This is a genomic window from Terrabacter terrigena, assembly GCF_042676085.1.
Taxonomy (GTDB): domain Bacteria; phylum Actinomycetota; class Actinomycetes; order Actinomycetales; family Dermatophilaceae; genus Terrabacter; species Terrabacter terrigena.
Window position 1 is genome coordinate 890,883 of sequence record NZ_JBHTKH010000001.1, and the last position, 14,389, is coordinate 905,271.

General features: G+C 68.1%; 15 protein-coding genes. 8 read left to right on the forward strand and 7 right to left on the reverse strand.

Translation table 11 applies throughout. The features are described 5' to 3' along the window. Positions 1-106 precede the first annotated feature (106 nt). From ACFQ2V_RS04185 to ACFQ2V_RS04195, 3 genes are all read left to right on the forward strand, one after another. Positions 107-517, forward strand: coding sequence for a nuclear transport factor 2 family protein (locus ACFQ2V_RS04185; RefSeq protein WP_386050985.1), 411 nt, complete (start codon positions 107-109; stop codon positions 515-517). Beyond that, complete coding sequence (locus tag ACFQ2V_RS04190) at positions 510-1,286, forward strand: SDR family NAD(P)-dependent oxidoreductase (protein WP_386050986.1); 777 nt, start codon at positions 510-512, stop codon at positions 1,284-1,286. Before ACFQ2V_RS04185 ends, ACFQ2V_RS04190 begins: the two co-directional genes overlap by 8 nt. 128 nt (positions 1,287-1,414) lie before the next feature. Beyond that, positions 1,415-2,479, forward strand: a complete 1,065-nt coding sequence (locus tag ACFQ2V_RS04195) for a Glu/Leu/Phe/Val family dehydrogenase (protein ID WP_386050988.1) — start codon at positions 1,415-1,417, stop codon at positions 2,477-2,479. A gap of 45 nt (positions 2,480-2,524) precedes the next feature. Here ACFQ2V_RS04195 and ACFQ2V_RS04200 read toward each other — a convergent pair whose 3' ends face one another. The 6 genes from ACFQ2V_RS04200 to ACFQ2V_RS04225 all read right to left on the reverse strand — a co-directional run bounded on the left by ACFQ2V_RS04200 (position 2,525) and on the right by ACFQ2V_RS04225 (position 8,873). Continuing rightward, positions 2,525-3,283 carry an IclR family transcriptional regulator gene (locus ACFQ2V_RS04200; protein WP_386050990.1) on the reverse strand — a complete coding sequence of 253 codons (759 nt, stop codon included), beginning with the start codon at positions 3,281-3,283 and terminating at the stop codon, positions 2,525-2,527. 82 nt (positions 3,284-3,365) lie between these two features. Then, on the reverse strand, positions 3,366-4,409 hold the full coding sequence (locus ACFQ2V_RS04205; protein ID WP_386050991.1) for an oligopeptide/dipeptide ABC transporter ATP-binding protein: 1,044 nt from the start codon (positions 4,407-4,409) through the stop codon (positions 3,366-3,368). Next, positions 4,297-5,274 (reverse strand): ABC transporter ATP-binding protein, encoded by a 978-nt coding sequence (locus ACFQ2V_RS04210; protein WP_386050993.1) that lies wholly within the window; start codon positions 5,272-5,274, stop codon positions 4,297-4,299. Before ACFQ2V_RS04210 ends, ACFQ2V_RS04205 begins: the two co-directional genes overlap by 113 nt. Before the next feature lie 11 nt (positions 5,275-5,285). Then, a complete protein-coding gene (locus tag ACFQ2V_RS04215) occupies positions 5,286-6,146 on the reverse strand; it encodes an ABC transporter permease (RefSeq protein ID WP_386050995.1) in 861 nt (286 codons plus the stop codon). Beyond that, the gene (locus tag ACFQ2V_RS04220; RefSeq protein WP_386050997.1) at positions 6,146-7,168 is read right to left on the reverse strand and encodes an ABC transporter permease; all 1,023 of its coding nucleotides are present in this window, start codon (positions 7,166-7,168) and stop codon (positions 6,146-6,148) included. The genes ACFQ2V_RS04215 and ACFQ2V_RS04220 overlap by 1 nt, the downstream gene beginning before the upstream one ends. A 73-nt stretch (positions 7,169-7,241) precedes the next feature. Next, complete coding sequence (locus ACFQ2V_RS04225; RefSeq protein ID WP_386050999.1) at positions 7,242-8,873, reverse strand: ABC transporter substrate-binding protein; 1,632 nt, start codon at positions 8,871-8,873, stop codon at positions 7,242-7,244. Between the two features lie 242 nt (positions 8,874-9,115). On the opposite strand from ACFQ2V_RS04225, the gene ACFQ2V_RS04230 reads away from it, so the two are divergent. The 4 genes from ACFQ2V_RS04230 (at position 9,116) to ACFQ2V_RS04245 (ending at position 12,409) form a co-directional block, all read left to right on the forward strand. After that, the gene (locus ACFQ2V_RS04230) at positions 9,116-10,003 is read left to right on the forward strand and encodes a dihydrodipicolinate synthase family protein (protein ID WP_386051001.1); all 888 of its coding nucleotides are present in this window, start codon (positions 9,116-9,118) and stop codon (positions 10,001-10,003) included. A gap of 215 nt (positions 10,004-10,218) precedes the next feature. Then, positions 10,219-10,503: a hypothetical protein gene (locus ACFQ2V_RS04235; protein ID WP_386051003.1), complete on the forward strand. Its 285-nt coding sequence runs from the start codon at positions 10,219-10,221 to the stop codon at positions 10,501-10,503. Continuing rightward, a complete protein-coding gene (locus ACFQ2V_RS04240; RefSeq protein WP_386051004.1) occupies positions 10,500-11,531 on the forward strand; it encodes a TIGR03557 family F420-dependent LLM class oxidoreductase in 1,032 nt (343 codons plus the stop codon). Before ACFQ2V_RS04235 ends, ACFQ2V_RS04240 begins: the two co-directional genes overlap by 4 nt. Positions 11,532-12,304: 773 nt before the next feature. Next, positions 12,305-12,409 carry a hypothetical protein gene (locus ACFQ2V_RS04245; protein ID WP_386051051.1) on the forward strand — a complete coding sequence of 35 codons (105 nt, stop codon included), beginning with the start codon at positions 12,305-12,307 and terminating at the stop codon, positions 12,407-12,409. Between the two features lie 247 nt (positions 12,410-12,656). Here the strand turns inward: ACFQ2V_RS04245 and ACFQ2V_RS04250 are convergent, their stop codons facing one another. Beyond that, entirely contained in the window at positions 12,657-13,298 is a 642-nt protein-coding gene (locus ACFQ2V_RS04250) for a DedA family protein (RefSeq protein WP_386051006.1), read from the reverse strand. A 334-nt stretch (positions 13,299-13,632) separates the two neighbouring features. Here ACFQ2V_RS04250 and ACFQ2V_RS04255 point away from each other — a divergent pair, with 334 nt between their 5' ends. Beyond that, positions 13,633-14,205 carry a hypothetical protein gene (locus ACFQ2V_RS04255; protein WP_386051008.1) on the forward strand — a complete coding sequence of 191 codons (573 nt, stop codon included), beginning with the start codon at positions 13,633-13,635 and terminating at the stop codon, positions 14,203-14,205. The last annotated feature ends 184 nt before the right edge of the window (positions 14,206-14,389 follow it).

Sequence of the window (14,389 nt, forward strand, 5' to 3'; positions counted from 1 at the left end):
ACGCCGTTGCGCAAACTACCGTGGGTCGCGGCGCAAGGCAACCATCCCTTCCGCCCGTCTCACCTTCGCCCCCGTCCACCAGCCCACGCCACCTTCGGAGGAACAGATGACCAGCACCCATGACCACCAGCGCGCGCTCCTCGCTCGCGCCTTCGAGGAGCTCGTGCATGGCGATGCCGCCGCGCTGGGCGACATCTCGGCACCGGACGTGTCCTGGTGGCTACCCTTGGGAGGACCTGAGCACTGCGGGATCTCCAACGTCGTCCAAGCCCTCGATCGCGCCCTGGCTGGCAAGGAGGTCGCAACGCAGACGGTCGTGTTGGGCGCCGACTCGCGTTCTGCGGTGGTCGAGCAGCTGGTCCGAGTCGCGAAGGGCGTCAGCACTCCGGTGACCTCAGTCCTGACGCTGCGTCACGGTCTCGTCGCGGCCGGCCGGACTTACCTCGACGTCGCGGCCTGGCAGGGCGAGAACACGGACGCGGGTAGCGCCACGGTCATGGACCCCCGGCGTGGCTGACCTCCACGGGGCCGACCAGCCCCTCGCCGGGCACCGGGCTCTCGTGACCGGCTCGTCGCGGAACCTGGGGGCCCAGATCGCGCGGACCTTGGCAGAGCGGGGCGCCGTCGTCGCCGTCACCTACCAGGGCTCGGAGCAGCTCGCGCGCGACCTGGTGGCCGACCTCGCCGACCGCACCGGCAGGGCGCACGTGGCTGTCGAGGGGGACTTCCACCAGGCGGACGCGGTCAGGCGCACGGTCGAGGCGGCGCAGGACGGCCTCGGCGGCCTCGACATCCTCGTGAACAACTTCGGTCCGTTCTCCGCCGTTCCGTTCGCGGACCTGCCTCACGAGACCTGGCAGAGCGTCTGGGCCGGCAACGTCACGGCCGCCTACCTCGCCACCCAGTCGGTCATACCTGGCATGCGCACCGCGGGCTGGGGCCGGATCGTCAACCTGTCCGCAGGTTCGGCCTACTTGCGCAACCACTCCGTGTACGGCCTTGCCAAGCAGGCGGTCATCACGCTCACCGAGGCCCTGGCCCTCGAGCTGGGTCCCGAGATCACGGTGAACGCCGTGGCGCCCGGGCAGGTCGAGGAGAGCGCCGACGACATCGCCGACATCGACCCGACCTTCGTCGAGCGCGCCGTGGCACGCACCCCGGCAGGACGGCTCGTCACTCGTGCCGAGGTCGCAGATGTCGTTGCGCTGCTGTGCACCCCCGCCTTCGACATGCTCACCGGTGCGGTCCTGCCGCTGGACGGCGGGTGGCGGTTCAACCGCTTCTGACGTGCGCTGAGGCATGGCCGGCCCAGCGTCTCGCCTGCCAACGCATCACTTGACACGCCGAGTGAGGACTGAGGTAATCGCGGGACACATTCCGCAACGCTATTGCGCATGATGCAACAGGAGCGACGATGATCTTCTCCCAGAACGCCGGCCCCGAGCAGGTCGTCTTCAGCCAGGACAACAGCTGCGGCCTCAAGGCCATCATCGGCATCTACTCGACGGCGCTCGGCCCGGCATTGGGTGGCACGCGGTTCTATCCCTACGAGACCGAGCAGCAGGCGCTCCAGGACGTCCTGAACCTCTCGCGCGGGATGGCCTACAAGAACGCGCTGGCCGGTCTCGAGCTCGGGGGCGGCAAGGCCGTCATCATCGGTGACCCCCGGACCGACAAGAGCGAGGCGCTGCTGCGGGCCTACGGGCGTGCCGTGGCCTCCTTGTCAGGGCGGTACATCACCGCCTGTGACGTGGGCACGTACGTCGAGGACATGGACGTCGTGGCCCAGGAGTGTGAGTGGGTCACCGGCCGCTCGCGTGCGAACGGTGGTGCGGGTGACTCCTCGGTCCTCACCGCATACGGGGTGTTCCAAGGGATGCGCGCTTCGGCGCAGTGGCTTTGGGGCGCCGACGACCTCGAGGGCCGGCACGTGGGCATCGCCGGAGTCGGCAAGGTCGGTCGGCACCTGACCAAGCACCTGCTCGAGGCCGGGGCGATCGTCACGGTCACGGACATCGACCCGGCCGCGGTCGACCGGCTGCGCGCCGCGTACCCCGAAGTGCAGGTCTCGCGGTCCGTGGAAACCCTCGTGTCCGGCCCCGTGGACGTCTACGCGCCCTGTGCACTCGGTGGCGCGCTCACGTTCGAGAGCGTCGACGCCCTGCGGGCCCAGGTCGTCTGCGGTGCCGCAAACAACCAGCTGGCTCACCCGGCTGTGGCCGAGCTGCTGCGCAACCGGGGCGTCCTCTATGCCCCCGACTACCTCGTCAACGCCGGCGGGGTCATCCAGGTCGAGGACGAGCGGCACGGCTTCGACTTCGAGCGCGCCAAGGCGAAGGTGTCGCAGATCTTCGCCACCGCCCTTTCGGTCTTCGAGCTGGCCGACGAGCAGGGGGTCTCCCCCGCCCTCGCGGCGGACCGACTCGCCGAGGAGAGGATCGCCGGGTCAGCGTCAAGGCACCCCGTCGAGGCCGCCTGACGTGGTCGCGGCAAGGCCGGGGGCACGGTCGTGGTGAGGACCGAGTCAGACGGCATCCCTGTCGGGCTCCACCGACCTGCCCCCGAGGGCGCGGCTGATCTCCCTGGTCGCGTCCAGCAGCAGGGGGACGTGGCGCGCCAGCTGCTCGGCGGAGAGCCGACTGGTGGGGACGGAGATGCTCACCGCCGCGGCCACGGCCCCCCCGGGCCCGAAGACGGGCGCCGCGATGCAGCGGATGGAGTCTTCGTGCTCACGCTCGTCCCAGCCCCACCCCTCCTGCCTGATCTCCTTCGCGGCCTGCAGCATCTCCTCGCGGGAGGTGATGGTGTTGTCCGTGAAGCGCCGCATGTCCATCTGCGGCCAGGACGCCGGGTCCGTGTAGGCGAGCAGCACCTTCCCGACGCCGGTGCAGTAGGCGTCCGCTCGGGCGCCCACCTGCGAGTACATCCGCACCGGGTGGATGCTCTCCACCTTGTCGAGGTAGACAACCTGGGCGCCGTCGCGCAGCGCCAGGTGGATGGTCTCACCGGTCTCCGCGCCCAGTCGCATCAGCTGGGCACGCGCGACCTGTCGGATGTCGAGCTCCTCGAGAAGGGTCTGGCTGAGCTCGACCAGCCGCAGCCCGAGCGTGAACTCGGGCGGGTCTCCACGACGCTGGACGAAGCCGTGCTTCTCGAGAGTCTGGAGCAGCCGCAGCGCGGTCGACTTGTGGATGCCGAACTTGTCGGCCAGTGGACCCAGCCGCTTCGGTCCGTCTCCCAGTTCGGCGAGCAGCAACAATGCACGGTCGAGGCTCTGGGTCACGCTGTACTCACTTCCAGATAATGGTGCTGTGGCGACAAGCATCGCACCGGTCGGGCGAAGCTCGGCGGCATCCGGCGCCGGGTCATCGGCCACTCTGACTCGCGAGCGCCTCCACCGCGAAGCACTCGACGTCGTGTCCCGGCTGCGTGGCCGCGAGCAGCGGCCGCTCGACCCTGCAGCGGTCGTGCACGAGCGGGCACCGATCTTGGAACGAGCATCCCACGGGCAGGTTCGCCGCGCTCGGCGTCTCGCCGGCCAGGCGAGCGCGTGAGCCTCGACGGCGAGGGTCCGGCACGGGCGCTGCCGCCAGGAGGGCACGCGTATACGGGTGTTGTGGCGCCTCGAAGAGCTGCTCGGTATCGGCGATCTCCACGACCCGGCCGAGGTACATCACGGCGACGCGGTGAGCCAGGCGACGCACCGTGACCAGGTCGTGGCTGATGAACAGGTAGCCCACCTGTCGCTCCTGCTGCAGCTCTTTCAGCAGGGCGATGACCCTGGAGCGCACGGACTGGTCGAGGCTCGCAGTCGGCTCGTCCAGCACGACGAGCCGCGGGTCGCAGATCAGGGCTCGGGCGATGGCTACGCGCTGCTGCTGGCCACCGGAAAGTTCTCGTGGACGCCGGTCCCGGTACTCGGGTCCGAGACCAACGGCGCGCAGCGCGCGGTCGACACGGCCCCTGACATCGTCATCGTCCATGAGCAGGCGCACCGGTTCGGCCAGCGTCTGGCCCACGGTGAACCGAGGGTCGAGCGACTGGTCGGGGTGCTGAAAGACCATCTGGATGCTGCGACGCAGGTCGCGGTCGCGGGGGGCATCGCGAACGTCCCGTCCGTGGAGCTCGACGGTGCCGTCGCTAGGCGCAGTGAGGCCGACGACCACCCGCGCCGTGGAGGACTTGCCGCAGCCGGATTCCCCAACGAGGGCCAGGGTCTCGCCGGCCGCGACGTCGAAGCTGACGCCGCGCACAGCCGGCAGCAGGCTCTTGCCCGAGCCGTAGGTCTTTTTCAGATCACGAACGCGCAGCAATGACAACTGGGATCTCCCGTCCGAGGAAGCACGAGTAGTGGTGTCGCTCGCCAGCGGGGAACATCGGGGGAAACTCCTTGCAGGCGTCGAACACATGAGGGCATCGGTGAGCGAACCGACAGCCAGGGAGCGAGAAGTCGACCCCCTTCTCCTCGGCCACGACACCGGCGTCCGCGGTCTGCCCCTGCTCGACAGGCGCCGGCGCCTCAGGAGCCAGCGAGGCGAGCAGGAACTCGCTGTACGGATGCCGGGGACGTTCGAACAGCTCGACCGTCTCGGCGGTCTCCATCACCTGTCCGGCGAACAGGACCGACACGCGGTCGCACATCTCGGCGACTGCAGCGAGATCGTGCGTGATGAACAGCACACTCGAGCCGGTCTCCGCCACGAGGTCGCGCAACAGGTCGAAGATCTGGGCCTGGACCGTCACGTCGAGACCCGTGGTGGGCTCGTCCGCGATGAGGACGCGCGGCTGGAAGGCCAGGGCCATCGCGATGACGGCACGCTGGCACATCCCGCCGGAGAGCTGGTGGGGGTAGGCCTGGGCCACCCGGGCGGCCCCCGGGATGCCGACCCGGCCGAGCAGGCGTAGCGCTTCGGCCTCTGCCTCACGCCGCGGCATCCCTCTGACCGCCGTCAGGACGCGCCGGATCTGAAAGCCGATGCGCAGCGTGGGGTTCAGAGCCGCGCGGGCGTTCTGAAAGATCATGGTGATGTCGCCGGTGCGACGGTGCACCGCACCGCCCGGCCCGGCCAGCAGGGGGGCACCGTCGAGCGTCGCCTCCCCGGCGCGCACCTCCACGGCCGGTGGCAGCAGCCCGAGCAGGGCGAGCGAACCCATCGTCTTGCCCGAGCCGGACTCTCCGACCAGGCCGACGATCTCGCCGCGCTCGAGGGTGAGGTTGAGGTCCCGGACCAGGAGCTCGTCGTGGTGCTTCAGCCCCAGGCTGAGACCGCTCACGGACAGAAGTGTCATCGCCGGCTCCCTTGCACGTCGTCGCCGACCATCTGGAACGCGAGGGCCAGCAACACGATCAGTGCACCAGGAACCAGGGCGGTCCACCAGGCACCCGTCAGCACGTCGTTGGCACCTTCGGCGACCATCACTCCCCACTCGGCGGCCGGTGGTTGGATGCCGACCCCGAGGAACGCGAGACCGGCGACGTCGAGGATCGCCCAACCCGCTACCAGCGTGGCCTGGGTGTAGGCCGGCCCGAGCGCGTTCGGGAGCACGTGCCGCAGGGCGATGCGCCATCGCGGGTTTCCGGAAAGGGCTGCGGCGTCGACGTACTCGCGCTCTCTCTCCGCCAGGGCCTGAGACCTGGTCAGGCGGACGAAGTAGGGCGAGTAGGCGACGGCCACGGCAACGACGACGTTGGGGACGCCGTCGCCCAGGACCGCCACGATGATCAGGGCCAGGACGAACCCCGGGAAGGCGAGGATGACGTCGGTCACCCGCATGATGACCTCGTCGACCCAGCCGCCCGCGTAACCGGCCACCACTCCGATCACCGACCCGACCACAGCGGCGGCCAGGGCGATCACGAGGCCAACGAGCAGGTCCATCCTTGCAGCGACAACCGCCCGGGCAAGCACGTCGCGCCCGAACCGGTCCGTGCCGAGCAGGTGCGTGGCGCCAGGGCCCGTGAGGGCATCGACGGCCGAGGTGCGCAGCGGATCGCCCACGAACGCGGGGCCCACGATCGCCACGACCACGTAGACGAGAAGCAGGAACAACCCCACGGCGGCCATTGGGTGCTTGCGAGGGCTCGCGAGCTCCCGCACGCGTGGCGCCCTGGACCGCAGAACTCGCATCGTGTCGGTGAGTGCCATCAGCTCGACCTCCTGCCAAGACGGATTCGGGGGTCCAAGAGCCCGTAACAGATGTCGATGACCACGTTCAACAGCACGTAGAGCACGCCGACGAAGATGACGAAACCCTGGAGCGCGTCGAGGTCATGGTTCTTGATCGCCTGGTTGGCGTAACGCCCGACACCAGGCCAGGAGAACAGGGTCTCGACGATGATGTTGCCGCCGAGCATGTAGCCGAAGACGATGCCGATGGCGGTGATCACCGGCAACATCGCGTTTCGCAGCCCGTCCCTGAACAGCACCTCCCACCGCGACAGACCCATGGCCCTGGCGGTGCGGACATAGTCCGTTGCAAGGACCTCGGTCATTGAGCCGCGGACCATCTTCAGGATGGGTGCCACCAGGACGATGACCAAGGTGAGCACCGGCAGCATGAGGGCTCGGGCCGCCTGCCAGGCCACATCGGGACGGCCCTCCAGCAGCGCGTCGACCGTGTACATGCCGGTCACGGTCGCCGGTGGATCGACTCCGCTTGGCAGGCGGCCCACTGGGCCCGGGAACCACCTCAGGCGGTAGAAGAGGAAGTAGATGAGGAGAAGCCCCAACCAGAACAGGGCCATCGCCGAGCCGGCGGCGGCGACGAGCCGCACGACGCGGTCGATCCAGCCGCCTTCACGGGATGCCGCCAGAACCCCGATCGGTATTCCGATCAGGCACGCCAGCACCACGGCATACAGGCCGATCTCCAGCGACGCGGGCATCCGGCCCATCAGCTCATACGTAACGGAGCTGCTCGACACGGTCGAGGTCCCGAGATCCCCGCGCAGGACGCCCGCAAGGTAAGTGCCGTACTGCTCGAGGAGAGGGCGGTCCAAGCCGTACTGCGCCCGAACCTGCGCCAGTCTGGCCGGGTCGGCGTAAGGACCGGCTCGCAGCACCGCGGCATCGCCCGGAAGCACGCGCACGAGGAAGAACACGACTGTCACGATGCCGAACAGTGTGATCAAGGTGGTCAGAGTCCGTCTCAGCAAGAACCGATTCATCCGGCTGTCTGCTCCTCAGGAATGGTCAGTGGTAGGAGGCGCGCGGGAGGTGTCCCGCGCGCCTCCCGGCGGCTCAGCCGGTCTTGGACAGGTACTCGAACCGCAGCGTCTGGTCGAACGGCCGCGTCACGCCAGAGACGCCCTTCCGGGTAACCACCAAGTAGTCGGACGAGTAGAGGAACGCCCACGGGGCGTCGTCGATGGCGAGCTTCTGGGCCTGCTTGGACAGGTCGTCCCGCTTGCCGGGGTCCAGCTCGAAGGTGCCCTTCTGGAGCAGGGCGTCGAACGCGGGGTTCGAGTAGTTGGCGTAGTTCGTGAACGCCTTGCTCTTGAGCAGGAAGCCCATCTGGAAGAAGGGGTCCTCACCCCACGAGAACCAGTCGTGCAGGAACATCGGCAGACTGTGCTCGTTGAGGCGCTTGTAGTAGGTGGCGTCCGGCAGCTTTTGGATCTCGACGTCGACGCCGACCTGACGCAGGGCCTCCTGGATGAAGACGGCCGCCTCGGTGTCCTGGGGCTGCGCCTCGCGGACCGCCAGCTGGGTGGTGACGTGAGTCTTACCGGCCTGCTTCAGCAGCTCGCGCGCCTTGGCCGCGTTGGTGTCGTAGTGCCAGTACTGGTCACCGGCGGCCGACCTCATCGCCGGCGGGACCGGTCCCTTGGCCATGGACGCGTAGCCGAACTGCACCTTGTCGATGATGTCCTGGTACGGAACCGCGTAGGAGATGGCTTGGCGAACCAGCTTGTCGTTGAGCGGCGCCACCGTGTTGTTCATGCCGAGGTAGGTGATTCGGCTCGACGGGATGCGATTCACCGTGAGCGAGTCGTCGCTCTTCAGCTGCGAGACGAGGCGAGGCGGCAGGCTGTCTGCGACGTCGATGTCACCACTGCGCAGCAGCAGTGCGCGCTGGTCCGGGTCCGGGACGGACTTGAGGGTGACCCCGCCGTTCTTCAGAGCGGCCGCGTCGTAGTAGCCGGGGTTAGGGGCGAGGACGGCCTGCTGTCCCCGGTTCAACTCCTTGACCTGGTAGGCGCCTGACGCGGTGACGTTGTCCTTGAGCCATGCGGTCGCCCATGGGTCGGCGGCGGTGCTGTGAGCCTTGGCAGCCTTCTGGTTGATCGCTCCGAAGACCTGGAACGTCAGGAAGCGCTCGAAGAGCGGCGACTTGAAGGTGGGCGTCAGCACGAAGGTGTGCGCGTCGGGAGTCTGGATCTGCTCCGGCTTGCTGACGCCGACGAATGGCAGGAGCGCCGCGATGTAGCCCGGACCCAGCATGGCCCGCTTGAACGTGTAGGCAACGTCAGCCGACGTGACGGGTGTGCCATCCGCGAACTTCGCGCCCTTGCGCAGGTGGAACACCGCCCGCTTGCCGTCGGGGGTCACCTCCCAGCGTTCGGCCAGACCCGGCTCCACCTCCGGCTGCCCTTCGAGGACACCGGCCTCGTCTGCGTACTTCTGGCGTAGGAGCGGCTCGTACACGTTGGCGGTGACGACGTATGCCGCATCTGTCCGGAACATGTGCGGGTCGAGAAGGTCCACGTCTGACCCGAGGGCGACGGTCAGCTTGGCGTCCTTGCTGGCGGCGCCGTTGGGTTCAGCGGCCTTCTGCTGGTCCGCGGCTGCAGAGCAGGCGGCGAGGGACACGGCGAGCAGAGCAATGCAGGCGGTGGACCGCAGGGATGGGCGGCTGATCCGTCGGTTCATGTTCACTCCGAATGAGACGTCGATCGTTGCTGATTGTGCAACGTCGTTGTAGCCTCCGCATTCATAGGCGTCTTGTCAATACCTCTCCTCGGTAAATCCCACTCGTTGGATCGCGCCGAAACGAGCCCCCGGAGGCCACCTTGCAGTGGGAAACGCACCGCCCTGGCGTCACCGAGGAAGCAGCGCCCGGTGTCGGCGGGCACCTCCCGACGGCGAGCCGCCTCGTGCGCGGGGCGTGTCCAGTGCTCGAGGTTCCGTTCACCACGGCGGGTGAGATCGACACTTCCTGCTTCGCGCGGCTGGTACGTCACGTGCTGGCCTCCGGCGTGACGGCCGTCATGTTCCCGGGTTTCGCCTCGGAGGTCCTCAAGCTGACGGACGCTGAACGCGAGGAACTGACGCACACGCTGCTGCAGCACACGAAGAACCGAGACGTCGCCGCCATCGTCTCGATCCCCGATCACTCCACGGAGGTGGCCGTCCGCAGGGCGACCGATGCCGCGGCCGCAGGCGCCGACGTCGTCAACATCCTCCCGCCTCACCAGCTCTCCCCTGGGCCGAGCGCCGTGCAAGGGCACCTGGAGGCGGTGCTGGCGGCGGTTGCACCGACTCCGGTGATGGTGCAGTTCGCACCGGCCCAGACCGGTTCGGCCCTTACCGCCGATGACCTCGCGCGGCTGCGCCAACGCTCCCCCAACCTGAAGTTCGTGAAGGTCGAGTCGACACCACCGGGGGCCATGATCACCGCCCTGCGGTCCCGGGCACCGGACGTGGGGACGCTGGTCGGGTACGCGGGACTGCATCTGATGGATGCGTGGCGCCGGGGCGCGGTGGGCGTGCAGCCCGGATGCTCGTTCATCGAGCTCTACCTTCGGGTCTGGGCTCTGCTCGAGGCCGGCGAGGAGGCCGCCGCCGAGCGACTTCACTCGCGGATGCTGCCCTACCTCAGCTATTGGATGCAGGGTGTCGAGATCATCGTTGCTGCGGAGAAGCTGATCTCTGCACGGCGAGGTCTGGTCGACGACCCCTACTGCCGCCGCCCACGACACACTCTGGACACCACCGAGGTCGCGATGGTCGACCGGTTCCTCGACGAGTTCGCGGACCTGCTGCCGGATGTCCGGGCATGAGGCATCGACCCGATTTCCCTTGTCCCGTCTCAGTTTTCGACACGCTCTTGACCCCCGAGCGGCGCGTGGAGCAGCCTGCGCGCCGTGACGCAAGACCTGCGCATCATCCCAACTGCGTGTGCTCGCTGGCCCGGCCAGTGCACACTCGCGTTTCCCGATGCCCGACCCGGGCCCGGGGATTTCTCGTCTCCCCCACGACCTGGAAGGCATCTGACATGCCGGCACCGACCGAGACTCCGAAGCTCCAGCCCGACCTGCTCCTCGAGATCGACGTGCGGAGCGGGGATGCCAGCCTGCTGCGCGTGATCTCGACACTGCACCACCGCCACGCGCGGGTGCAGTCCCTCACCTACGAGGGCAGCGGCGGCCAGATCTCTCACCTGCGCGTGCGGGTGGCGGTCGGGGCACCGCGGCGGGGCCACTTGGTCAGCGCTCTTGACCGCTGTGTCGATGTGGTGCGCGTCCTGCCGGTTCCGACCTTCGAGGGGGCCACGGCATGAGCAGGTCGACCCACGCCATGACGCCGGACGGATCCCTCACCGTCGGGTACGCGGCGATGCTCGAGCAGTTCGACCCGCGCGAGGCCGTGGAGCTGACCGCCTTCGCCGAGGCGAACGGCTTCTCAGGGTGCATGGCGGCCGACCATTTCCAACCCTGGGTGCCTCAGCAGGGCCAGTCCTCCTTCGTGTGGAACGTGTTGGCTGCCGTCGGAGAGCGCACGGTCGGCGACATGGGCCCCGGCGTCACGTGTCCTTCCTTCCGGTTCCACCCCGCGGTCGTCGCGCAGGCGGCGGCCACGCTCGAGGCGATGTACCCGGGTCGCTCGTGGCTGGGCCTCGGGACCGGGGAGGCCTTGAACGAACATGTGGTGCCCGGCTACTGGCCGGAAGCCGGGGAGCGGTCGCGGCGGATGTGGGAAGCCATCGACCTCATGAACAAGCTCTTCGCGGCGTCGATCAAGGGCCGCGACACCAAGTTCTCCGGTGAGTTCTTCAGCATGGAGACGTGCCGCCTCTGGACGATGCCTGAGCAGGCTCCGCCGATCCTCGTTGCCACTGCCGGGCCCATCAACGCCAAGAAAACCGGGATGTATGCGGATGGCATCATCACAGTCGGTGCCCCGCTGGAGAAGATCGCCGCCCTCTTCGCCGAGTTCGAAGAGGGTGCCCGCGAAGCTGGCAAGGACGCGAGCTTGATGCCGCGGATCCTCCAACTCCACCTGTCGTGGGCAGAGACTGATGAAGAGGCCCTGCTGAACGCTATGGCGGAGTGGCCGAACGGTGGGATGAAGTTCCCGAAGGCCGACATCCGCAGCCCTCAGGACTTCGAGCAGATGGCCAAGCTGGTGCGGCCTGAGGATTTCAAGGGCCGCATGGTCATCTCATCCGACCCGGATCTTCACAGGGCCGAGATCCAGCGCTTCGTCGACCTCGGGTTCGACCGGGTGTACCTGCACAATGTCGGGCGCAATCAGCGCGACTGGATCGACGTCTTCGGCCGTGAGGTTCTTCCCAAGCTGTCCCGCTGACGACCTCGCTACACCTGGCGCCTGCACACATCAGCATCGGCCGAACCCACGCCGGAACCTAGGTCCGGCTCCTGATCCAGGACCTCGACATCACCATCATCGACGCGAGCACCGCCGAGATCCTGCGCGACTCGTCCTCGACTGCAGCCGTGACTACCAACCAACCAGGAGCCCCTCAGGCACACCCCCGAAAACCAACAGTGGCCCTACGTTTCCGTAGGCCACTGTCGCCGAAATCTCCTGAGACATCACACAGGTGGCAGGTGAGGGATTCGAACCTTTGAGGTTTTCGCGCCGGATTTACAGTCTGGACAAGGCATTTCGCTGACGTACGGGTTTGCAGCGCACGCCGAACTTCCCCGCGATCTCCCCACGGACGCTCGAGGTCAACCGCCCTGTTCCCCCTCAGCCGGACATCATCTACGGGCCTCCGCCGTCCAGACACGCCGCAGTGGCCAAGAGACCTTGCTGCACTCGGCCTCGTCCGCGACGCGAGCGCACGCACCGCTCAGAAGTCCGTAGGACGCTGATGGTGGGTCGGAGGCTGACCTGCAAGAGCCCAGCTCCCCATGCGCCATCTTGCGGCCCGTGCGACTGGAGGGCAACAACGTCGAGCACGCCATGATTGGCCGCAGTGAGCCCTCGGCCGGCGGCTCAGGTCGTCTTCGCCAGCCCGACCAGCGCCGTCAGCTGCGACGACGATCAGCTGGCCATCGGGCTGTTCCAGGGGGCTCACCCGGCTCCTGGTCCGCATCCCCGCCAACGTCAGCGTCATCGGCTTCGACAACACCCAGATCGCCGACCTCCTCACGCCAGGGCTCACCACCGTGGCCGGCGCTCCGCTCGGCACCTCGCCTCGACGCGGGTGCAGACGCTGACGCCTGAACGACGGAGCGCGCGCGCAGACACCCCCTCCGCGGTCGGCGCGAAGGGGCCGATCTGGCGCACCCGGAGCCCGGCTCGGCGCCCACGGTTCGGCACGCACGCCACAGCATGCCGTCGGGTTACGAGGCCTGTGGACCGGAGACCACGTGAGGCTGGAGTGGCCTGCCGCGCGAGGTGTTCCAGCGCCCGACTGGCACCGCCGGCGTTGTCGGTGATGACGCTCGGCACGTCTGACACCGCTTAGACAGCGACGCCAACGCCTTGGTCTCCCCGGAGCTTGCACCGGAGTCGACGGCGCAGCAGCGCAGCCAGAGCGGGCAAGGCGGGAATGCCCACCGTCGAGAGCACGATCAGCTCCAGGTGGGCGGACACGACGGGGATTGCCCCGAGCCAGTAGCCCCCGCCGAACATCAATGTCGCCCAAGCCGTGGCACCGGCAAGACTGTGGCCGAGGAAACGCCGCAGGTCCATGCCCGTGACGCCGGCCACGACGGGTGTGAGGGTGCGGACCAGGGGCACGAACCGCGACAGGACAACGGCTTTCGCCCCGTGCCGGTCGAACATCGCGCGGGCACTGTCCACCCGCTGGGCGGAGATGAATCGCGATGTGTGCCCATTCTCCAGCCGAGCCCCGAGTCGGCGCCCGACGAGGTAGGCCACGTGGTTTCCTGCGACAGCGGCGAGTATGACGGCTGCCAGGGAAAGCCATACGGGAAGCTGAAGCGCACCGGCGGCGACGAGAACTCCTGCACTGACGAGCAGGGTGTCTGCCGGCAGGAGGAATCCGGCGAGGAGCCCCGTCTCGGCGAAAGCCACTGTCATGAGGAGGAGCAGTGCGAGGGGGCCGAGCGGCGTCAGCAGTGCGAGCAGGAGGCCGTTCACGGAGGCACCTCGGTTTGCGTCAGGGTTCGGGTGGCGTCCGGTCGGTGGCCGGGCGTCGCAGCGCCGATCCCTCACACAACCCTCTTCGTGAGCGCTGTGCCGTCCCCCGTCCGCCCCTGTGCCTCGCCTGTGGTTTTCCGGCCGTGCCCACCACAGCGCGCCCGACAGCCGAGCGGGGAGGCCGGCCTCGGCACCAGATGACCAACGTTGCAGCAGCGGCGGCCGATACCCATAAACGCCTGCCAATCCGTGCACAGCGTCGGCATAGGGGAGCCCGTGAGTCTCTTGGCAACGGTCGACTCCGACCGCCACGAACTGACGATAGGAGTCAGAAATGCGTAACAACAGGGTAGTCACGGGCATCGCGGCGATCGTCGCTGCTGCAGGTCTCATCGGCACGGGCGCAGTCTTGTCGAACGCCGCGTCGACGACACCCACGGCGACGGCGACTTCGCAGAACGGGTCCGCCAACCCCAACAACGACACCCCCGTCACCGGTGACGAGCTGTCCAAGGTCACCTCGGCGGTCAAGGGAAACGACTCGACCGTCACAGTGACGTCCGCCCGCAGGGATCCGGACGGCTCGTACGACGTCTTCGGCACCAAGGCTGGCGCGGACGTCATGCTCGAGGTGTCCAAGGACCTCAAGACCATCACCGCCGGCGGCCACGACGGGGGGCACCACGGCGGAGGCGGCAGCAACGACACCCCCGTCACCGGCGCCGAGCTGTCCAAGGTCACCACGGCAGTCACGGCGAACGACTCGGCGGTCACCGTCGCATCGGTACGCATGGATCCTGACGGTTCGTACGACGTCTTCGGCACCAAGGCTGGCACGAGCGTGCGGCTCGAGGTGAGCAAGGACCTCAAGACCATCACCGCCGACGCGGGTGGCCACCGCGGCTGACCGCGTTCCAAGAGCTCACGAGGCCCTTCGACCCGTCAAAGGTCGAGGGGCCTCATGCGTGCGAAGAGGACCCGACCGGAACACGACCCCCTTGGAGCCGCGCCTCCGGCGAGTCGGCGGGTAGGCCGGGGTGCTCGTCACCGGGGATGCGGGGCTGGAACATCGAGTTGAGCCGGAGCAGGTC

Bases quoted from the DNA above. Each gene is read 5' to 3' on its own strand.
- ACFQ2V_RS04205 (WP_386050991.1), bottom strand. From the start codon at position 4,409: ATGTGTTCGACGCCTGCAAGGAGTTTCCCCCGATGTTCCCCGCTGGCG.
- ACFQ2V_RS04235 (WP_386051003.1), top strand. From the start codon at position 10,219: ATGCCGGCACCGACCGAGACTCCGAAGCTCCAGCCCGACCTGCTCCTC.
- ACFQ2V_RS04255 (WP_386051008.1), top strand. From the start codon at position 13,633: ATGCGTAACAACAGGGTAGTCACGGGCATCGCGGCGATCGTCGCTGCT.
- ACFQ2V_RS04185 (WP_386050985.1), top strand. From the start codon at position 107: ATGACCAGCACCCATGACCACCAGCGCGCGCTCCTCGCTCGCGCCTTC.
- ACFQ2V_RS04195 (WP_386050988.1), top strand. From the start codon at position 1,415: ATGATCTTCTCCCAGAACGCCGGCCCCGAGCAGGTCGTCTTCAGCCAG.
- ACFQ2V_RS04240 (WP_386051004.1), top strand. From the start codon at position 10,500: ATGAGCAGGTCGACCCACGCCATGACGCCGGACGGATCCCTCACCGTC.
- ACFQ2V_RS04225 (WP_386050999.1), bottom strand. From the start codon at position 8,873: ATGAACCGACGGATCAGCCGCCCATCCCTGCGGTCCACCGCCTGCATT.
- ACFQ2V_RS04215 (WP_386050995.1), bottom strand. From the start codon at position 6,146: ATGGCACTCACCGACACGATGCGAGTTCTGCGGTCCAGGGCGCCACGC.
- ACFQ2V_RS04220 (WP_386050997.1), bottom strand. From the start codon at position 7,168: ATGAATCGGTTCTTGCTGAGACGGACTCTGACCACCTTGATCACACTG.